Source organism: Enterocloster sp. 210928-DFI.2.20, assembly GCF_020554465.1.
Lineage (GTDB): Bacteria > Bacillota > Clostridia > Lachnospirales > Lachnospiraceae > Enterocloster > Enterocloster bolteae.
Genome location: NZ_JAJCHK010000015.1, coordinates 13745 through 35289 on the forward strand (window position 1 = coordinate 13745; position 21545 = coordinate 35289).

16 protein-coding genes and 2 tRNA genes are annotated in these 21545 nt (G+C 51.0%); 1 reads left to right on the forward strand and 17 read right to left on the reverse strand.

Annotated elements, in window-relative coordinates; translation table 11 throughout:
• Window positions 1-216: 216 nt before the first annotated feature.
• The 10 genes from LI015_RS14695 to LI015_RS14740 all read right to left on the reverse strand — a co-directional run bounded on the left by LI015_RS14695 (window position 217) and on the right by LI015_RS14740 (window position 14093).
• Window positions 217-1242: an ABC transporter permease subunit gene (locus LI015_RS14695; RefSeq protein ID WP_002572249.1), complete on the reverse strand. Its 1026-nt coding sequence runs from the start codon at window positions 1240-1242 to the stop codon at window positions 217-219.
• Window positions 1242-2297, reverse strand: coding sequence for an ABC transporter permease (locus LI015_RS14700; protein WP_002565182.1), 1056 nt, complete (start codon window positions 2295-2297; stop codon window positions 1242-1244). The genes LI015_RS14695 and LI015_RS14700 overlap by 1 nt, the downstream gene beginning before the upstream one ends.
• Window positions 2294-3808, reverse strand: a complete 1515-nt coding sequence (locus tag LI015_RS14705) for a sugar ABC transporter ATP-binding protein (RefSeq protein ID WP_002565183.1) — start codon at window positions 3806-3808, stop codon at window positions 2294-2296. Before LI015_RS14705 ends, LI015_RS14700 begins: the two co-directional genes overlap by 4 nt.
• Before the next feature lie 141 nt (window positions 3809-3949).
• The gene (locus tag LI015_RS14710; RefSeq protein ID WP_002565184.1) at window positions 3950-5053 is read right to left on the reverse strand and encodes an ABC transporter substrate-binding protein; all 1104 of its coding nucleotides are present in this window, start codon (window positions 5051-5053) and stop codon (window positions 3950-3952) included.
• A gap of 171 nt (window positions 5054-5224) precedes the next feature.
• The gene (locus LI015_RS14715; protein WP_002565185.1) at window positions 5225-6832 is read right to left on the reverse strand and encodes a sensor histidine kinase; all 1608 of its coding nucleotides are present in this window, start codon (window positions 6830-6832) and stop codon (window positions 5225-5227) included.
• The gene (locus tag LI015_RS14720) at window positions 6829-8457 is read right to left on the reverse strand and encodes a response regulator transcription factor (protein WP_002565186.1); all 1629 of its coding nucleotides are present in this window, start codon (window positions 8455-8457) and stop codon (window positions 6829-6831) included. Before LI015_RS14720 ends, LI015_RS14715 begins: the two co-directional genes overlap by 4 nt.
• 152 nt (window positions 8458-8609) lie before the next feature.
• Window positions 8610-9575, reverse strand: a complete 966-nt coding sequence (locus LI015_RS14725) for an alpha/beta hydrolase (RefSeq protein WP_227125497.1) — start codon at window positions 9573-9575, stop codon at window positions 8610-8612.
• A gap of 69 nt (window positions 9576-9644) precedes the next feature.
• Window positions 9645-13409: a sensor domain-containing diguanylate cyclase/phosphohydrolase gene (locus LI015_RS14730; protein WP_227125507.1), complete on the reverse strand. Its 3765-nt coding sequence runs from the start codon at window positions 13407-13409 to the stop codon at window positions 9645-9647.
• 41 nt (window positions 13410-13450) lie between these two features.
• On the reverse strand, window positions 13451-13804 hold the full coding sequence (locus LI015_RS14735) for an Hpt domain-containing protein (RefSeq protein WP_002572246.1): 354 nt from the start codon (window positions 13802-13804) through the stop codon (window positions 13451-13453).
• A 205-nt stretch (window positions 13805-14009) separates the two neighbouring features.
• Window positions 14010-14093, reverse strand: a tRNA-Leu gene (locus LI015_RS14740).
• Window positions 14094-14271: 178 nt separating this feature from the next.
• Here LI015_RS14740 and LI015_RS14745 point away from each other — a divergent pair.
• Window positions 14272-14355 (forward strand) — tRNA-Leu (locus LI015_RS14745).
• A 132-nt stretch (window positions 14356-14487) separates the two neighbouring features.
• Here the strand turns inward: LI015_RS14745 and LI015_RS14750 are convergent.
• The 7 genes from LI015_RS14750 to LI015_RS14780 all read right to left on the reverse strand — a co-directional run bounded on the left by LI015_RS14750 (window position 14488) and on the right by LI015_RS14780 (window position 21336).
• Window positions 14488-15528: a LacI family DNA-binding transcriptional regulator gene (locus tag LI015_RS14750; protein ID WP_002565190.1), complete on the reverse strand. Its 1041-nt coding sequence runs from the start codon at window positions 15526-15528 to the stop codon at window positions 14488-14490.
• Window positions 15529-15694: 166 nt separating this feature from the next.
• Window positions 15695-17077, reverse strand: a complete 1383-nt coding sequence (locus tag LI015_RS14755; protein WP_002572244.1) for an ABC transporter substrate-binding protein — start codon at window positions 17075-17077, stop codon at window positions 15695-15697.
• Between the two features lie 97 nt (window positions 17078-17174).
• Window positions 17175-17894: an ABC transporter ATP-binding protein gene (locus tag LI015_RS14760; RefSeq protein ID WP_227125509.1), complete on the reverse strand. Its 720-nt coding sequence runs from the start codon at window positions 17892-17894 to the stop codon at window positions 17175-17177.
• Between the two features lies 1 nt (window position 17895).
• A complete protein-coding gene (locus LI015_RS14765; RefSeq protein ID WP_002565193.1) occupies window positions 17896-18627 on the reverse strand; it encodes an ABC transporter ATP-binding protein in 732 nt (243 codons plus the stop codon).
• 22 nt (window positions 18628-18649) lie between these two features.
• On the reverse strand, window positions 18650-19645 hold the full coding sequence (locus tag LI015_RS14770) for a branched-chain amino acid ABC transporter permease (RefSeq protein WP_002565194.1): 996 nt from the start codon (window positions 19643-19645) through the stop codon (window positions 18650-18652).
• A gap of 6 nt (window positions 19646-19651) precedes the next feature.
• Entirely contained in the window at window positions 19652-20515 is an 864-nt protein-coding gene (locus LI015_RS14775; RefSeq protein WP_002565195.1) for a branched-chain amino acid ABC transporter permease, read from the reverse strand.
• A 62-nt stretch (window positions 20516-20577) separates the two neighbouring features.
• Entirely contained in the window at window positions 20578-21336 is a 759-nt protein-coding gene (locus LI015_RS14780; RefSeq protein ID WP_227125511.1) for a glucose 1-dehydrogenase, read from the reverse strand.
• Between the last annotated feature and the right edge of the window lie 209 nt (window positions 21337-21545).

The window sequence follows — 21545 nt, forward strand, 5'->3', positions numbered from 1 at the left end:
TTATATTTTTTATTGTTGTACGTACAACTTTAACGTCATTTTTTCTATTTTCGTCTAAAAACGACCTGTCTCATCCTGTAAATAGTTCTGAATCCCGTTCCCCGGACGCAAAAAATGCCAGCAAGCCGACGACAGGCTTGCTGGCACAATGTTCTGTTAAATTTTTAACTCTTTTTTGTTTACTTTTGCCTGATGGCCATGTTTCGGTGATTCCCCTTACTTGTTCTTTCTTTTCAGTGCTGCAATCAGACTCTGAAGCACGATGAAGAAGCACAGAAGGGCCGCAATGGTAATTCTCACCCACCAGGAGGAAAGCGTTCCCTGGAAGGTAATAAAGGACTCGATGGTTCCCTTAATCAAAACTCCGAAAAGGCTTCCGATAACATTTCCCACGCCGCCGGTCAGAAGGGTTCCGCCGATAACTGAGGACGCGATGGCATCCATCTCAAATCCCTTGGCCTGCTCCACGAAACCGGAGCATGTGTTCATACAGAACAGAAGGCCGCCCAGTCCAGCCAGGAATCCATCCAGCACATAAGCCTGGAGCTTGATTCTTCTCACATTCAGACCCAGCAGCAGGGCAGACTGCTCATTTCCGCCAATGGCGTAAATGGAACGGCCGAACTTGGTATACTTAAGCACTACAAACACAATGGCCAGAACCACCAGGGCGATGATAACACTGGGGTATACGTAAGGATAAATCATGACTCCCTTTTTATTCAGGTAACCGCCAAAGGGCAGGTACATCTTGAATGTGGCAATGCCGGTAAATGTCTTATTTGTGATGCTGATCATCTCCTGGCTGATAATGGAGGTCATGCCTCTTGCAAAGAACATGCCCGCCAGGGTCACGATAAAGGGCTGTATCTTAAGGTAGGCCACCAAAAAGCCCTGTACCAGGCCGAATATACATCCCGTTGCCAGCACGATAAGGATGGCCGGAAACGCACCGATATTTCCCCTCTCCATCATCCAGGCCAGCATCATGCACACCATGGCCACCACAGAACCAACGGAAATGTCGATACCGCCTGTAATCATGACAATGGTCATGCCGGTTGCCACCACAATCAGGCCCGCGTTGGATATGAACAGGTTGAGGAAGTTCTGTACCTTTGCAAATCCTCTGCCGCCAAACATGATGATACCTGCTATATACATCACAAAGAATAATATGATGGTCACAGCCAGCAGGAAGGAGTTGCCGTCCAGTCTTTTCTTTTCACTTCTGTTTTTCATTATGCCACTCCTCCTTCCACGTTCTTGGATGAATGTCTGGAGGCCAGACGTTTCCTGAATTTCTTAAGTTCCTCTGACTGCACAGCCACAATCAGTATAACCACAATGGCCTTATATACAGGAATCTGGTCCGCAGGCACGCTCATGGCATAGAGGGTGGTGGTCAGGGCCTGGATGGTATATGCGCCGATTACGGATCCCAGCAGGGAGAACCGGCCGCCGCCCAGGGAGTTGCCGCCCAGGGCCACTGCCGCGATGGCGTCAAGCTCCATGTTGAGGCCGATGTTGTTGGCGTCTGCGGAATAGATGCGGGAGGATGCCACCAGTCCTGCGATACCTGCGCACAGTCCGCAGAACGCATAGGCCATCCAGATGATTTTCACGGATTTAAGACCTACCAGCCGGGATGCCCTCTCATTGATGCCCACGGACTGGATGTACATTCCCATGGCTGTTTTCTTCAGCAGAATATAGGTGAGCGCCACCACGATTACAGCCACAAAAATTGGGGTGGGAATGGGAATTCCCGGTATGTTGTTGCCCAGCAGCTTATATCCGTCCACGCGGATGTATGTGATCTGTCCGTTTGTCACCAGCTGGGAGATACCCCTGCCCGCAGTAAACAGAATCAGGGTCGCCACCATGGGCTGTATCTTAAGCTTTGCAACCAGTAAGCCGTTAAAGCCGCCGCACACCACGGCCGCTGCCAGGGCTGCCAGCACAGCCAGGACGTAGGGATTGGCATACTCATTGACCGACACCTCACCGCCTGCCAGGACCCTGGTACACACAGCCGCAGCCACTGCCATGACAGCGCCCACGGAAATATCGGTTCCGGCGGAGGCAGATACCACCAGGGTCATGCCCACGGCCAGCACCACCAGCTCGCTGGCACGGTTGATTACGTCAATGATATATCCGTAGAGGACGCCGTTATTAATCGTAATCCTAAAAAACGTGGGCGTGGTAATCAGATTGATTAACAGTACTATGATAAGACAGGATAACGGAAGAAACAGCCTGTAACCTGTCAACTTTTTAAGTTTCCCCATCATTCTTCCCCTCCTCCTGCAATTGCCTTCATGATGGAATCCTGGCTCAGCTCGTCTTCCTTAAGCTCTCCCACCTTCCCGCCGTCGCGCATGACCGCCATACGGCTGCAGGTGCGGAGCATCTCCTCGATTTCAGAGGATATAAACACCACGGACATGCCGTCCTCCGCAAGCTTCAGCACCAGCTTCTGGATCTCTGTCTTGGTACCGATATCAATTCCCCTTGTAGGCTCATCCAGAATCAGAAAATCAGGATTGGTCAGGAGCCAGCGTCCCAGAATTACCTTCTGCTGGTTGCCGCCGGAGAGCTGTTTGATAGGAGTCTCCCTGTCGGCTGTCTTGATTTGAAGAATATCAATGTATTTATCCGTGAATTCCTCCTGTTCCTTCCTGCTCATGAGCCTGAACATGCCTTTCTTGGCCTGGAGGGCAATGATGATATTTTCGCGCACAGACAGATCCGCGATGATCCCCTCCTCCTTGCGGTTCTCAGGCAGATAGGCCATGCCTTCCATCATGGCGTCAATGGGAGCGTTGACCTTTAACTTCTTCCCCTTTACGGCCAGCTCGCCGCTGTCCGGCTTATCGGCGCCGTATATGGCGCGGACCAGCTCGGAACGTCCGGATCCCAGAAGTCCTGTAAGGCCGATGACCTCGCCTTTATGTATATCCAGGCTGAAGGGTTTGATGGTTCCCTTGTGGCCCAGCCCCCTGGCGCTTATGATTACATCTTCCTTGACCGTGGACACGCCCTCCTTCTTGATGGCTGCCAGATCGTCGAAATCCTTACCCATCATTTTGGCCACCAGCTGTACCCTCGGCAGCTCCTCCACCTTGAATTCTCCCACCAGGGTTCCGTTTCTAAGAACCGTAATCCTGTCGCAGACAGCATATACCTGTTCCAGGAAATGGGTGACAAAGATGATTCCGATTCCCTTGTCCTTAAGCTGTCTCATCAGCACAAACAGCTTCTCCACCTCACCGTCGTCCAGGGAGGATGTGGGTTCATCCAGAATCAGCACCTTGGCCGACATATCCACCGCCCTGGCAATGGCAATCATCTGCTGGATGGCAATGGAATAGTTCTCCACAGCCATGGTCACATCAATGTGGACATCCAGTCCCTCCAACAGCTTCCTGGCATCCTCCTTCATGGTCCTCCAGTCAATCATGGGACCTTTTTTCGGTTCTCTGCCAATATAAAGGTTCTCTGCCACTGACAGATTGGGACACAGGTTCACCTCCTGGTAAACCGTGCTGATGCCATTTTCCTGTGCTTCCTGGGGCGACCGGTTGATGATGGTATTGGATGAACCTTCCATTCGGATTGTACCGGTCTCAAACTCCTCCACGCCGGTCAGCACCTTGATCAGTGTAGACTTCCCGGCACCATTCTCGCCCATAAGGGCATGGATTTCGCCTTTTCTCAAAGTAAAATCCACATCCTGCAGCGCCTTTACACCGGGGAAATTCTTGTTGATTCCCCGCATTTCCAAAACAACGTTCTGCTCCATGCGATTTCCGCCTTTCTACCGTTATACGCCCCATTTCCAGGGCTCAGTTACTAGAACACATCCAGCCTCAGGCTTGAAAAGGGGGAGAGCCGTGCAACGACTCTCCCCACCGCCTTTCCTGAACTGTTACGAAAATGTTGATTAATAAGCACGCTCAGCCTTGATAGACTCTAAATCCATGGATGTATCGAAGTAAGCTTCGTCTACATACTGAATCTTCTCAACGGTCTCGCCCTTCTCCAGCTTCTTGATGATCTCATCTACACGCGGTCCGTGTAATGGGTTGCACTCAAATGCTGCGTTTAAGTCGCCGGCTATCATGGCGTCAAATGCTGCCTTAACTGCGTCGAAGGAGAAGATGATGATGTCGCCGTCAGGTCCGCAGGTCTTGCCGGCTGCCTTGATTGCGTCGATAGCGCCGAATGCCATGTTGTCGTTCTCAGCTACTACCACATCAATATCGTCATAGGACTTAAGGAAGGATTCCATAACTTCCTGGCCCTTAGCCTGTGTGAATTCACCTGTCTGCATATCTAACATTTTCCAGTTGTCATGCTGCTTTAAGATGTTTCCGAAACCTTCTGTACGACCAACCTGAGCGGATGCTCCGATGGTTCCCTGAAGAGTAACGATGTTGATGTCCTCGCCGTCTCTTCCCTGTGCCTTTAAGTAATCAGCCAGCCAGTTTCCTGCTGTCTCGCCTTCCTTGATGAAGTTGCCGCCTACCCAGCACTCATACAGGCTTTCATCCACGTCCATCTGACGGTCGGACAGGATAACCGGAATGCCTGCTTCCTGTGCTTCCTGGAGAACTGCTTCCCAACCTGTCTCAACAACGGGAGCCACTACGATATAGTCAACATCCTGCTGGATAAAGCTTCTGATGGCCTTAATCTGGTTCTCCTGTTTCTGCTGTGCGTCGTCAAAAATCAGCTTGTAGCCGTTTTCCTCTGTAAAGGTGGACTTGAAGGACTCTGTATTAGCTGTTCTCCAGTCAGACTCAGCGCCAACCTGGGCGTAGCCAACCACAATCAAATCACCGGATGCAGCGTCATCCTTTGCCTCTGCCTCTGTCTCAGCCTCTGACTTCTCAGGAGCCGCCGTGGTGTCGGCTGCTGCTGCCGTTGTCTCAGCTGCTGCGGGAGCTGCTGTTGTCTCTGCAGGCTTATTTCCGCCGCCGCACCCTGCCAGCAGGGATGCTGCCATTGCTGCACATAACATAACGCTTAATCCTTTTTTCCTCATAATACGTAAACCTCCTTGATTTGTATTTTGTTTCCCCTTGTTGGTATAATCATATCAGTTGTTAATAACAAAAACAACGGAATTTCTCCGTTGTTTTGTACACGATTTTTAGAATTTTTACAGTTTGTTCATACATTTGGGTGTTTTTTTACGATTATGGTTGGATATTTTTCAATCCTCCCCTTCCCTGTCATATCCGGACTCCAGCGGAATATTCACCACAGCTCTTGTGCCCAGCCCCAGGACGCTCTTAAACTCCAGGCTGCACCGGGAACCATAGTTCAGGCGCAGGCGCTCCGCCACATTGAAAAGCCCGAAACCGCCCTTGGGAGCAGGTCCCTCCTGGAAAGCCAAATCTTTTTCCCCTCTCAGCTTCCGCCTGACGGCCTCCATCTCCTCTTCTGTCATGCCGGCTCCGTCGTCCTCCACCTCCAGCACAGCCATGTCCTCCTTTGCGTATCCCCGGACCCAGATGCGTCCCCTGCCCCTTTTATTCTTGATTCCGTGGTAAAGGGCGTTCTCCACCAGGGGCTGGAGGGTAAGCTTCAGGATTCTTCGTTCCTCCAGGGATTTTTCAAGGGTGACCTCATAATCCATGATATCCTGGTACCGGATCTTCTGGATCTGGAGATAGCTTTTGATATGGCCGATTTCCTCCCGCATGGTGATAAAATCCTTTCCGCCGCTGAGGGTTGTGCGGAAAAATTCGGACAGGGAGGTAACCATGTCCACCACAGCCCGGTTCTGTCCCCCCTCTGCCAGCCACACAATGGTATCCAGGGTGTTGTAGAGGAAATGGGGATTAATCTGCTCCTGGAGCAGCTGCAGCTCCATGACGCGGCGCTGGTTCTGTTCCTGCCGTATATCCTCAATCAGCCGTCCGATTTCCTCCTTCATGTGGTCAAAGCTTCCCGTAAGAATTGCCAGCTCATCCCCTGCCTCAATCTTGGGGCCGGAGGTAAAATCCCCCTTTGCAACCCTCTCCGTCTCATTGCAGAGCTTCTGTATGGGCACAGTGACGCTCTTGGTTATCCTGCGGCTGAGCAGAAGGCTGATAATCAGGATGGACACCAGCAGAGTCAGGCTGACCACAATGGCTGTGTGCTCCTGGCTCTCCAGCTCCTTCTGTATCTCCTGGACATGGAGCGTCTCATAGTATACATACTCCCTGCCCTGCTTTTCAATATCAGCGGTCAGTACACGGACGCCGTAATCCAGTATTTCCATGTTTTTATCATACATGCCGTGGGGCAGGTTGTCCTCTATCTCGTCCACCCTCTGCTCCAGCTGGTCCAGGCAGTGGAGCAGCCAGTTAATCCTGGTCCGGTTGGCCCCCTCCGGCGTCCGCTTTAACAGCTGGCGGTATGTCTTTCTGGCATCGCTTATGGTCTGATGCGGGTCCTTAATCTGTTCCCATCCGTAGGGCCGGTCCTCCTCCATCAGCTCATGGATGGACTGGTAGGTCCGCATTCCTATGACAATGCGGTACATGCTGTAGTCCACATCCTCCCGCAGGTTGGCCGTGACACTGTTGGCCTGGGTGATATTGGCGATACTCTGGGTGTAGGCATTGCAGAACTTGGCCACCGTGGCCATAAGATAGATAACCAGCACCGCCAGGGGAATGATGATGATAAAAGTCATCAGGTTCAGACGCTTTTCCAGGGGCAGGCGATCCAGGATATGGTTCGTGTCCCAATCCTTCCCAATGCCCTGTTCCTTCTCATTTGCTCCGTCCTGCCCTTTTTTGCCGGACCCGGTCCTCCATTTTCCCGTCATGACCCCTCCCTGCTTCCCGCCCTGTACTCCTTAGGTGTACATCCAACGGTTTTCTTAAACAGATAGCCGAAGTAATGGGAATCCTTATATCCCACCTCGTACCCGATTTCAGAGGTCTTAAGATTAGAGCACATCAGCAGCTCCTTTGCCTTTTCCATGCGCACTCCTGTCAGAAACTCCACAAAAGTCACTCCCATCTCCTGGCTGAAGATGGAGCTGAAATAGCTGGGACTGATATTGACCCTGGCAGCCACCGTGTTCAGGGAAATCTCCTCCTTGGCGTAATTATCATAGATAAACGCCTTGGCCTCATCCAGAACCTGACTGTACTTGCTGGCTGTCTGGCTGTCCCTCAGGGTCATGACCTCCTCAAAAAGCCTCACCAGCTTCTCCTTCAGCATGTCCAGGGCACAACCGTCCTTAAGTACCTTTTCCATATCCGACAATTCCCGCGGGAGACGTCCCATGTCCAGTCCCAGCTGTTCCAGAAATGTGCTGACACAGAGATAGCAGTCCATGACAATGTACTGGCGGAACATAAAAGACTGGCAGTTCTTTTCCCCCACATTCTGGAAATACTCCTCCACAAACCCGGAGGCCTCTCCCACGGTCCCCTGTTTCAGAAAATTTTCCAGGGTCTTTCTGTTCACCTTGGACGCATCCACTGAATTAATATCAATGGTTTCCCCTGTTCCGTGGACCATGCCGTCCATCTGGCTGTAGCTTATAATCCGGTTCATCTCCGTGAAAAATCTGGCGGCAAACGCCCTCCCCGCCTGCAGATAGGAGGTCTGCAAATCGCCCAGACGGTTCACACAGCTTCCGATTCCGCCGAAATACTGTATATCCTTACAGGCTCCGGCCATCTTTCCCAGGCTGGCGGCACACTCGCTCATTCTGCGTTCCACCTCCTGCTCAGACTCCCCCGTGAGAACGAAGGCCCACCCCTCGTCCCCGCGGTCAAAAACCAGAATGTGCTGCCGGCCCTCCATCCGTTCCTCAATCGCCTCCTGGCAGGATACCACCCGGTCGGAATAGGCAACGGCAGATCCCATAGGCATGAGCTTAAACAGCATGAGCTGGTAAAAGGAGGCGGACAAATCCATCCCCACCTGTTCTCCCCTCTCCAGGGCTTCCTTAAAATTGACCCGGCCCGTCACCAGGTCCCGCAGAAGGCGCTGGCGTTCCAGCACCGTGTTCTCAGCCATCTCCAGGCGGTACTTATCCATAAGCCTGGCGTCCTCCCGCTCCTTCTCAATCACATCCGCCACCTTCTTCACTGCCTCCAGAAGCTTGGCAGCCGTGATGGGCTTCAGAAGGTAGTCCGTCACTCCGATGTGAATGGCCTGCTTGGCATAGTCAAATTCATTATACCCGCTGAGAATAATGATTTTGATTCTGGGAAATTCCTTCTTCACCAGTTCAGAGAGTTCCAGTCCGTCCATGAAGGGCATGCGGATATCTGTTATGAGGATGTCCGGCTGCACCTTCCTGATAAGCGGATATGCCAGTTCTCCGTCGCTGGCTTCCCCTGCGAATTCCAGCCCTTCCTTCTCCCATGGGATGTTGTTCTTGATGCCATTTCGCATGACAATCTCATCCTCCACAAGAAATACCTTTATCATAATCCAGTTCCCCCCTCTTATGTATTTTTTTCCATACCATCCATTTGCTGTCTTACAGTATAAAATATAACACATTCATTTTCAAGATTCTTCCTAAAAAAGAAAAAGCAGAGACCTGTGCGCTGTCTCCGCCTTTGTTTCATTTTACCGGCTTACTGTTTTTCCCGGTTCTTCCGGTTAATCCATTCCGTTGACACATCCATGGCCGCCCGGCAGGCCCTTGTCTCGTCCAGGGAATTCAGCATAACAAAATCATGGATTATGGCCTGGAACCGCAGGGCCGTCACATCCACCCCTGCTTCGCGCAGCTTCCCGGCATAGGCCTCCCCCTCATCCCTGAGCACATCCGCCTCGCCGTTCAGTATCATGGCATCCGGCAGACCCCTCAGCTGCTCCGCAGACGCCCTGAGGGGAGAGACCGTAATCTGCGCCCTGTCTTTCTGGCAGGGGGCATACTGGTTCCAGAACCACTGCATGCCTGCCCGGTACAGGTAGTATCCCGCTGCGAATTCATTGTAGGAACAGGTATCAAAACAGGCATTGGTGACCGGATAATACAGCAGCTGTTTCTGGATGAAGGGCCCCTTCCTGTACTTTGACATAAGGGTCATGGCCGCAGCCATATTGCCTCCTACGCTGTCCCCCGCCACAGTGAAGGTTCCGGGATTCATGGCATATCCCATGGATTTCACAAGGTCGGGAGCCGTACACATGACGCTGTAGCACTGCTCAATGGCGGTGGGGCAGCGCACCTCAGGCGAACGGGAGTACTCAGGGAATATCAAAAGGCAGCCAGTCCTGGCAGCCAGCTCCCTCACCAGCTTTTCATGGGTGTGGAAGCTTCCGAACACCCAGCCTGCGCCGTGGATATAAAAGATCACATTGGCCGGCTGGCAGGAAACCCCCGGATCCACCAGCCATACCGGAATGGTCCCCCATCTTCCTGTATTGACCCGCACCTTGCCGACCCGGGCGGGATATTTGTACACAGGCGTATCCTGGGCCTTTTCCAGAACCATCCTTCCCTCGGCAGGCGGCAGTTCAAATATAAGGGGCGGTTTGGAATTTGCCTGACAGACCTCCTCTGCCGCCGGCTCTAACGGTACACAACGTTTCATATGGAACTCCTTCTTGACAAAAGTCTCTACTGTCAGAATATTCCAGATTCCACATTCTGCTCACCTGTTTTATTGATTTGCACTATTTTCTTCCGCCTTCTTATAGCATGTGATATCATGGCAGCACAGCAGGCAGGCATCCTTGCCGCCCCAGTGTATCCGGGAGGCGTCGGCCGATGACCAGACCTTAAGGACTGGATTATAGACCTCCATGGTGTAGTTTATCTTATCCTCCACCTGCTTCATGGGACACCGTTGGCAGGGCTTATCATTTTTAAAAAACGCTTCATGACAGCTCATGCCCAGCCTTGAATCCGGCGCAAGCCTGTAGGTCTTATCGTTAATAAACAGCAGTTCATGACTTTCCATGTCCACCACATAAATCCATGAGTTCTGGTGGTCCAGAATGGTCCTTAAGTCCTCTGCCAAATCCACGGCGCTGTCCTGTGCCCTCTGCTTAAGGAGGAACAGGGACAGCAGCTCGGACACAAAGGAGAGAACCTCGATCTGGCTTATGGTCCACAGGCAGTGGGAGGTACAGTCATCAAATCCCACCCATCCCTTGAACACGCCGTTATCCCTGATGGCGCACTGGAGCATGGACTTGACGCCCCTTTGCTTCAGCCGTCTTTGGATGTCGCCGGGAAGCTGGCCTATATCATCGCAGTAGAGAATCCCGCTCTCATTAAAGCAGCTCTGGTAATCTGTACTGAACTCCGCATAGGAACATCCCTGCAGCAAATCCTTCTGGGACCGGATTCCCCGGGCGCACCACTCAAAGGTGTTGCTGTAGCAGGTCCCATCCTCCGAATTCTCAAATACATAGGCGCGGCTCACCTGCAGACGCTCCCCCAAAAGCTCCAGCACACTTTCAACGGCCTTGTCCATCTGCTCTGACTTGGACAGGATGTTAAAGGCTCTTGGAAGCAGGTCATTTAACATCATGTCCCCATTCTGTTCCGACTCAATGGTGGTATTCACAGTTGCCTTTCGCCCCGCTCCCTGGCCGAACGCCTTGTCCTCCATGGACTGGTCGTAGATCTGGTACTGTTTTTTTCCGCAGGCCTTGGCCTGGTACAGCGCCACGTCAGCCCGCCGGAACAAAGTCTGGAAGTTCTCCCCATCCCTTGGGCATACGGCAATTCCGATGCTGCATGTAATACAGCAGTCCTTGGGCAGCTCCTCCAGCACACGCTCAAAGCACTCGATGAGCCGGCCGGCCACAGACTTTACCCGCTGTTCATTGACCACTCCCTGCAAAAGGGCCATGAACTCGTCCCCTCCAATTCTGGAGACAATATCGCTGCTGCGAAACAGCCGGGAAAGCTGCCCGGCAATCTTTGTGAGCACCGCATCCCCAAACATATGCCCGTACTGGTCATTGACCATCTTAAAATTGTCAATATCAATGACGAACAGCGCAGCCCCTTCCCCTTCCTCCCGGTTCACCAGCAGGTGTTCGATTCTCTGCCTGGCTGATTCCTTGTTGTACAGCCTGGTCAGGGTATCACGCTCCGCCCGTGCCTTTAACTCCTGGGCAGCAAGCTTTTCATCATTTATGTCAATAACGATTCCCACTGCCTTGCAGGGCTGTTCCTGATCGTCAAACTGGGTGGTGGCCCTCAGCTTGCACCACTGATAGCGGCCCTTGGAATCAGACACCCTGAACTCCAGCTCACCATACCGCCTTCCGTCCCGTATCTCTTCGATAAGATGTCCGAACGGCGCCATATCCTCCGGATACAGATGGGATATCTTAGGTATCCGTACCGATGCCTGCTCTGAGATGGGGTCATATCCGAACTTGGCCTTCCAGTTGATGGAGTATACCACTGTGTCAGAACCGATGTCCCATTCAAAGAAAATATCATTGGTCTGTTCCATAACGATTTTATACCGTTCCAGTCCCAGGCGCAGCTCCTCCTGGGCATGTTTGGTCTGGTCTATGTCTATGATTACGCTGTAAAAATATTCCCTGCCCTCGTTATCATACATCAGACGCCCCTTGTCCAGCATCCAGATGCTGCGGCCGCTGCGGTCCTCCACCCGGTATTCCACTTCATATTCCCCGCCCCGGTTGATCTGTTCTGTCAGCTCCCTGCGCATCCGCTCCCTGTCATCCGGGCGTATCATTTTTATATAACAGTTGTTGAACCGCTCTTTTATCTCCTCCCTGGTATATCCAAGGAACCCGTCGTCAACATCCATCATGGTGAACCACCTGTCATTGCGGCAGCGCAGGATTCCCTTCAATATGTTGTGAAGAACCCGGCGGTCCTCACGGAGCCTGTTTTCGTCCAAATCCGCCTCCTGATGCGCTCTGTCCACGAGCCGCCACAGCAGCAATGCCTTTCGGCGGCGGGGATGTTCGATGTCCACCCGCAGAAGGGTCAGCTCATACCACTCCTCAGACCTGTGCTCATCCTTCAGCCGGTACTTCCAGCTCTGTTTCAGCATCCCCTCTTCAAAGAAACGCGGTATCTCTGTTTTCCATATCCGCCGCACATTGTCCTGTTCCTCCGGCACCACCAAATCATTTATGCAGCATTCCGCCACGGCTTCCAGGCATTCTCCCTGAAACAGCTTCTTAATCCGCTCGTCCGGCGCGTATACCACATGATAGCTGCCCGTGGAAAAGTCCACCTCAGCCACCGTGGTATCCACATACCGCAGCATGGCAAAATACTTCATCTGTTCCAGCTGCAGGGCGCTCAGGCTGCCGTCCCCCACCCCCAGGACACTGCCGTGGTGGGAAAGTTTTGCAGGCGCAGGGACATTGCCGTCCCGGTACCGTTTGCACAGGTCAGCCAGCTGCGGCTCCACATTCTTAAAGCAGTCCAGCAGTCTGGAGGAAAAGCATCCGCATTCACCGTTCAGAATCATGTTGAAGGCCTGTTCATGGGGAATCGCCTTCTTATAAACACGGTCCGACGTGAGGGCATCGTATGCATCCACAATGGACACGGCCTGGGCGCAGATAGGGATGGCATCTCCGTACAGCCCATCCGGATATCCCCTGCCGTCCCAGCGCTCATGATGGTACCGGCAGATGTTGTAGGCGTATTCAAGATACCCCTTATCGCTCATGCGTTCCAGGCCCTCCAGAATCTGGCATCCCCTGAGTGTATGGGTCTTCATGATTTCAAACTCTTCCGCAGTGAGGCGGCCCGGTTTATTAAGTATCTTATCCTCAATGGCAATCTTGCCGATATCGTGAAGGGCCGAGGCCGAGGCAATGACTTCAATCTTTTTCTTATCCAGCCCGTATTCAGGACAATTCCTGCACACCTCCTCCAAAAGCACCTGGGTCAGCAGACGGATGCGCTTGATATGCTGCCCCGACTCCAGACTCCTGTATTCAATGACAGATGAAAGGGCGTCCACCAGCACATCGTTGGACTCCCTCAGCTTCTGCGCCTGCTGCTCTACCATGTCCTCCAGATTATGTTTATGAAGATAAAGCTCTATGATATTATGTACCCGCCGCTTGACCACATGGGGCTCAAAGGGCTTGACTATGATGTCGGACGCCCCCAGGTCAAAGGCCCTCAGCTCCCCTTCCAGGGAGTTATCAGCCGTGATTACCACCACAGGAACCTCGTCCAGAAGCCCGTTGGCACCCATCTCCTGCAGCACCTTGTATCCATCCATCACGGGCATCACCACATCCAGCAGCATGATGGCTATATTCTCGTGATACTGCCGCAGCAGAAGCAGGGCCTGCTCCCCATTCTCAGCCTCCAGCAGATGGTATTCCTCCTGGAACAGTCCATCCAGAATCACGCGGTTTATTTCCATATCGTCTACAATCAGTATGGTATCCCGCTGACGCATATCGTCACTTCCTCTCCGCAGCCGTAAGACACAAGCTGCCGCTAGTCATTTGCAAGTATTCTGCATATCTCCTTGTAAGCCTCTTCCAGCTCCGGATATGCTTCGGCAGCTTCATCAAAACGGTCTGCCCTGATATGGTCCACCATAAAAGAGGATATGTTAAACAGCTTATCCATACCCAGATTGGCCGTAACACCCTTAAAGGTATGGGTTGCCATCAGGGCATCCTCCCGGTTCTCTCCCTCAAAGGCCTTTGTGATCTGGGAAAAAGTACTGTCTGTCAGAAACTTCTTCAGAAACTTCTCGTACAGTGCGGAATTGCCGCTGAAACGCCGTAAGGCGCCATCTATATCCACCCCTGCGCCCTTTAATTCAAGTATTGTATTTAAATCCATGAAAATCCCCCTCATTCCGGTTCTGGTCACAGAAACCGTTCTCAAATGAAAATGACGAAAAAAATATAACATATTGTATAAATTATAGCAGGTTGAGGATATTTGTGCAACGATATGAGGAAATTACAGAACAAGCGTGGAACAAGCGAAAGTCTATGAGAAACAAAAAAAGGAACCCTGCCTGGAAGGATTCCTTTTTCTAAAATGCGGGAGATGGGACTTGAACCCACACGAGCATACACCCACAAGATCCTTAGTCTTGCCTGTCTGCCAATTCCAGCACTCCCGCAACACGAATGGTAGTATAGCATAGATTTTTCGACTTGGCAACCATTTTTGACAAATTTTTTTAATTTTTTTCAAAAATCAAATTCGATAAAAAATTTAAAAAATAATATTGACAAATCGCTGCTGCTCATTTATAATAACCTTCGTTGCTTGAACAAAGCAGCAGAACAAAACAAAATGCAGAAGTGGCGGAATTGGCAGACGCGCACGGTTCAGGTCCGTGTGGTAGTAATACCTTGTGGGTTCGACTCCCATCTTCTGCAGGCAGAAAACAGGAATTTCCAGTATGGAGATTCCTGTTTTTATGTTCATTTTTCTGCAGCAGACCGGCCAGGCACCAGACAGTCCGGCACCGCCGGCACATCCGGTCCTTCTCCGGCCCAGCAGCCGGCCGCCTATTCCCCATCCTGTTCAGGAACATACGGACATGTGGTTCTGCGCACAATCAATGTGGGGTCAAGTATCACCCGTTCCGGCTTTTCCTGTGGGTTTTTCAGCTGTTTTAACATCAGTCTGGCGGCATGCTCGCTCATCTCCCTGACATGCTGGCTCACCGTTGTCAAGCTGATGTCATAGAGTGATGAAAAAACAATATTGTCGAAACTCACCACGGAAATCTGTTCCGGAATCTTGACTCCGGACTCCCGGCAGTGCTCAACAAACCCAATGGCCATCATATCGTTGGAAATCACGATTCCCTTTGGACGGTTCTTCAAATCCGATATATAAATCTTTGCCAGTTCACTTCCCGTGTCCAGCTTCAAATCACCCTTGAATACATTTTGTTCCTTAAAGGGGAGACGGTAATTTTCCAGTGCCTGCCTGTATCCCCTGAACCGCTGCTCCGATGCGGACGAAACATCCGGCCCCTTCACAAAGGCAATCTCCGGATACCCCAGCTCAATGAGATGCATGGCCGCAATATAACCGGCCTTGAAATTGTCCGACAGCACCGAATCCCCTTCATAGGACCCCAGGATCCTGTTTACCAGCACAACCGGAATCTCAATATCATCTAATTCCTTTTCAATCTCCTCTGATTGGGCAGTAAGCAAAAATACACCTGAAAAATTAAATTGGATAGCCATATGAATGAACTCTTTTTCCCGCCTGATATCGTATTCACTGTTCAGGACCATCAGCATATATCCATTGTTGTGAAGAATCTTCTGGATGTAAAAGGTAAGATCCGCATAAAACGGATTGCGGATGTCGCTGACAATCAGCGCAATGATGCTTTGTCTGCCCTTGCTCAGACTTCTGGCTATTGTATTTGGCTGATACCCTATCTCCTCCACAAAATCCAGCACCTTTTTGCGCAGCTCCTCCCCGACTCCCGGCGAGTTATTCATGGCTCTGGAAATAGTGGAACGCGATACCCCCAGCATCTGGGCCACGTCGGAAATGGTATACTTATCTTTTTTCTGGATACTCATTCTCTTACTTCCTTATCTGCTTTGAAATAACATGGCTGTGATCCACCTATCCCAATAAGCGTCTTGCTATTATTATAATATAAGTAAAAATGTAATGCAATCGGTATTGCGAGAAACGAAAAAGGAGGAGCAGCCCCCAGCTGTTCCCCCCTTTCGCCCGTCATCCTTAATTGAACGGCGCCGGATAAATGGTATCGTGTTTTGCAATATCAAACGGCCATACAGTAACAAGCGAACCATCCTGGAACTGAGCGATTGTCAGCTTGCCGTCCATATTGGTATTCTTATAAGGAATACCGTTAAATTCAGACTCGGAGAACTTGATAGTGTCATAAGGAAGAATAATCTCCTCGCCTCCCGGGAAGGCATCTTTAATCTCCAGAGTACTCAGCTCATCCTTTAATGCTTCAGAGGTAATCTCCTTGCCTGCGTCTGCAAGATTCTGAAGAGCTGTCCTGAAAATCCAGACTACCGTGTACGCCTCCGCGGAATGCCCGTTCATATCAACGCCGTACTTTGCCTTAAACGCGTCCGAAACCTTGGTTCCCTTGTCCCCCGGCAGGAATTCCGTGGCTGTAAGGATTCCGTTTGCAAGGCCTCCCACAGACGGAAGATAAGAGGATTCCGTATAACCGTTTGCCTTGGCAATCATGATATTGGGCTTGTACCCCTGCTCGTTCATGGTCTTTGTAAGGAGAATCGCGTCCGATACATAATTGTCAACAATAAGGGCGTCCGGATTCAGGGACTTTAACTGCAGCACCTCGCTGGTCAAATCCGCCGCGCCCTGGGAGTAAAGAACCTCTCCCTTAAATTCCAGGCCGTTCTCTTCTGCAAAGTATTTTGCCCAGGTGGCTGTCTGCTGTCCTAATTCAGTATTGTCCGCGCAGACCGCAACACTCTTGACGTCGATATCATCTGCCGGATCCTTGGCCGACAAATCCAGAAGATACTGCTCCATATCACGTATAAACATCATATTGGTGGGAGCCAGGCGGAAGAAATACTCATATCCGTGAGATGTAAGGGAATCCGACGTGGCATTGGCTGTTATCATGGGCACCTGGTAGTTTTCCGCCACCTGGGACACCACCTCGGTAACACCGCTCTGATATGCGCCCATTACCGCCATCACCTTATCCTGTGTAATCAAACGTTCCATCTCAGTCATGCCCGTGGCATTGGCCCCCTGGGTATCACCGTATACAATCTGGATAGGCCGGCCGCTTATTCCTCCTGCCGCGTTGATTTCCTCCACTGCCAAGTCAATACCGTCCTTCATGTTCTGGCCCGAATCAGCCAGCGCTCCCGTCATGGGATAAAGCGCGCCAATCAGTATGGGCTCCCCATCTGCGGTGGACGCCTTTGCCGGCTCCGCCGTCCCGTCACTGCCTGCGGCCGCGGTCGTGGCCGCCGCCCCCGCTGCCGTTCCTGCTGCCTCTGCCGCATCCTTCTGTCCTCCTGAACCAGAACCATATCCCCCGCATCCGGACAGCATACCCGCTGCCATAGCCGCGCTTAATGTCAATGCCACCAATTGTTTCCTCATGTATTTCTCCTCCTTTTATTTGATTAACCCATATACGGGCCATCTTTCATTTTTAGTTTGTTTCCGCAGCAGCAGGAACACAGCTGCCAACCGCGCTCTAAAATCCCAGATACGCCTTTTTCACCTCATCGTTGTTCAAAAGCTCTTCGGCTGTGCCCGATACGGTAATCTGGCCGTTTTCAATCACGTATCCCCTGTTGGCAATCCTCAGCGCCTTCCTCACATCCTGTTCCACCAGGATAATGGTAAGCCCGGATTCCTGCGCCACCTCTTTGGCAATGGAAAATATGTTGTCCACGATGTTGGGGGCCAGTCCCAGGGAAGGTTCATCCATAATAAGAAGCTTCGGAAGTCCCATCATGCCTCTGGAAAAGGCAAGCATCTGCTGTTCGCCTCCGCTTAAGGTGCCTGCCAGCTGGTTCTTTCTGTCCTTCAGCTTAGGAAACCAGTTATAGATCCGTTCAATGGTGTCCTTCTTAGCCGCTTTCGCCGCCTTGCTGCTGGCTCCCATCTCCAGATTCTCATAGATTGTCATGGAAGGAAACAGCTGCCTGCCCTCCGGAACCAGGATAACCCCGTGGTCAATAAAGGTTCTGCAAGCCGCTCCGGTAAGATCATGTCCGTCCAAACGGATATTTCCCTGAAACGGCCTGATCAGGCCGGCGCAGGTCTTAACCGTGGTGCTCTTGCCCGCCCCGTTGCTTCCCACCAGGGCTACGATTTCCCCTTTATCCGCCGTAAATTCAATATCCCAAAGCACCTGAATGTCCCCGTACCGGACATTGATTTTATTTACCTCAAAATACCTGTCTGCCATATCAATGCTCCTCCTTACCAAGATAAATCTCGATGACATAGGGGTCATTCATTACCATCTCCGGCGTTCCCTCTGTTATTTTCTCACCATGATGCATAACAACCACTTTCTGGCAGAGATTGGCCACTGCTCTCATTACATGCTCAATCAGCAGTATGGTGGTCCCGTTCTCATTGATTTTACGAATCAGCTCCACCGCCTCATCTGTCTCCGTGGGATTTAAGCCAGCCATAACCTCATCCAAAAGCAGCATATCAGGATCCGTGGCCAGGGCCCTGGCCAGCTCCAGGCGCTTCTTAAAGGGAGTGCCCATTTCTCCCGGCAGCCAGTCCTTCCGCTCGTACAATCCGGTAAAATGCAGGATTTCCTCTGCGTATTCCTTTGCCTCTTTTACTGATTTATATTTTTTTCTTCCATATAGAGCACCCGAAGCAACATTATCCAATACAGACATGGAAGCCAGAGGCTTCATGATCTGGAATGTCCTGGCAATTCCCATGGACGTATAGTGATATGGCTTCATGCCGGTAATTTCTTTGTTTTTATAGATAATATGGCCGGCCGTAGGCGGGAACACGCCGCTTATCATATTGAATACCGTTGTCTTTCCGGCTCCGTTGGAACCGATGAGCCCGGTAATGCCGCCCTCCTCCACAGCAAAGCTGACACTGTCCACAGCCTTCAGTCCTTTGAAATTCTTACTCAAATCCTTTATTTCCAATATGTTGCCCACTTAAAACCCCTCCTCTCCTGATTTACTTTTTACCGTCCATCCTGTCAAACATATCATTGACCTTTACCTTGAATTTGCTGCCGTTATACCAGCCCATAATACCTCTTGGCTGGAACAGGATAACCACAATCAGAATGATGGCGTAAACCAGCAGATTGGCTCCGGGCGCTATACTGCTCAGGGTAGAGTTGAGATACTGAGCTAACGGTGTAAGAATAATAGCTCCAATCAGGGGGCCTGTCACGCTTCCGATTCCTCCGATTACAGCCGGAAGAACGAATTCCACGGACTGTGCCTGAATCATGATATCCGGGTTAATGAAACGGATATAATTTGCATAGAACACACCGCATACAGCAATCAGGCCGCAGCTGACAAAGGTGGCCAGCACCTTATATTTGAGAGGATTGATTCCGATTGCATTGGCTGTGTCCTCATCCTCCCTCACTGTCTTTAAGGCATATCCAAACTTGGAACGGTCAATTGCGCGCACAATCAGATATACCGCTATTACCATAAGAAGGGACAGATAAAAATAGGGCACTTTACTCTTAAATCGCAGCAGAGCCAGGGAATTATCGCCAAAGGGAAGCAAAAGCCCCTGCCCCTTGCCGGCAAAATCCCAGTTGGTCATCAGATTGCGGAACGCCTCTCCAAACGCAATGGTAACCAGTGAAAAATACGGCCCCCTCAGCACGAAACAGGGCGACAGCAGCAATGCGGTTAACGCTCCCACAAACAGAAACACCAGAGGAATGCTGATCCACGGCGATACATTCAGCTTAACCAGCAAAAGAGTGGACATATATGCGCCCAGCCCCATAAAGGAGGCATGTCCCAGGGAAATCTGGCCTGTCAGCCCGCCCAGGATACTCCAGGCCAGGGACGCGCTGGCCATGTAAAATGTCATCACGCAAATCGACAGCAGGTACGGTGTACGGACAAATACGGGTATCACAGCTGCGATTAGAAGTAAAATCAATAATAAAATCTGTCTGGAACCTATTTTTTTCTTCATTGCTATCTACCCCCGTCTTGTTTTCACTGTCTGTTTCACTACCAGAATCAATATAAATGCCAGGAACACGATGGTATCCTTAAAGGAGGAACCCACAACCACGGCTCCCACGGTTTCCATAAGTCCCAATACAATGCCGCTGACAAAGGCTCCGATAACACTTCCCAGTCCTCCCATGGTTACCACAATGAAGGACCTCGTCCCATACACGGCGCCAACCGTAGGGAATACATAATAAAAGGACATCAGACAGGCTCCGGTGATTCCGGCAATGGCAGCTCCCAGACCGTATGTAGTGGCATAGACCAGCTTTGTTTTGATACCGCAGACCTGGGCTCCGGTACTGTTCTGGGAAGTGGCGCGAATCTGCTTTCCTATATTGGTATACTTTAAGAAAGCAAACAAAAGGATGGTTACCGCCAGAAGAATCACAAAGCTCAGCACCTTGGGAAGGCTTAAGTTTATGGCTCCCAGCTGCACGATTTTCTCGGAAAACATACTCTGGGCCGTTCTGTAATCCGATTTAAAATAAAGAAGCGCTACATTCTGGAACAGAATTCCCAGTCCAACCGTTAAAAACAGCACATTGGTATCGTCATTGCCGTGCAGGGACCGCGTAATCAGCGTTGACTGCAAAAGCGCCCCAAAGGCGAACATCACCACCGCCACAATGGGGATTGCCACAAAGGGGTCAAGACCGCATTGGTCAAACAGAACAAAGGATATGTACATACCCAGCATCAGCAGCTCGCCCTGGCAAAAATTGATAATCTTCATAACTCCGAAAATCAGCGTCAGGCTCATACCTATCAGTGCATAAATTCCGCCCACCATAATCCCATTGGCAGCCGCCTGCAAAAATATATTCATGTTACTACCTCCCAACTAATTTGATAACAGCTCCGTGTTCACGAACACGTTTCCACCCGTTTCTACCTTCCCAAAAAACCTCCGTCTACCGGTATAACTGCCCCGGATATATAAGCAGAGGCATCGGAAGCCAAAAACACTGCCAGCCCCTTAAGATCCTCCGCAGTCCCCCATCTTCCCATGGGTATCCTGCGGGTGGTTTCCTCGTATTGGGCAGGATTCTTTACCTTCATGGTATCTGTCAGCTCCGTGGCCATGTATCCAGGGGCAATGGCATTGACATTGATTCCTTCTGCCGCCCACTCATTTGATAATGCTTTTGTCAGCTGGGCAACCCCGCCTTTGCTGGCACTGTAGGCCGGAACCAGAACACTGCCAAAAAAGGAATCCATGGATGCTATGTTGATAATCTTTCCGTAACGGCGGGCCGCCATAGACCTTCCAATTCTCTGAGACATGAAGAACACAGCGTTCAGATTAAGCTCCACCACTTCATTCCAATCCTCCTGCGTCACCTCAAAAGCGGCACATCTGTTTAATGTTCCGGCCGCATTAACCAGGATATCAACACGTCCATTGTAAATCTCCAAAATCTGCTCACAGACCGTTTCCCGCTGCTGCTGCCTGCTTAAATCTCCTGTCACTCCATAAGCCGGAGGTCCGCTGCTTCCTATTTCTGCGGCAGCTTCCCACACCTTCCCGGTCCTGCCGGTTATGATTACCTCTGCACCTGAATCGTGCAGCGCCTGGGCAATTCCATATCCCAGTCCACGGCTGCCTCCTGTGACAACCGCCCGGCGTCCTTCTAAATCAAGTATCATTATCTTCCATCTTCCCCCTTTCTTTCCCTGTATCTCAACGATTCAATCCCCTCCTTTTGCATCATACAGTTTGTGTCCGCCAATCGTAATTAGCGAATCAGTTTCGTAATATTTCGTTCTTTTTAGAAAACAGTTTCGTTACGTTGTTCCAAGCATAGCACACGGTTTCGTTAAAATCAATAAGTTTATTCTGGTTTTCCTCTTGTTTT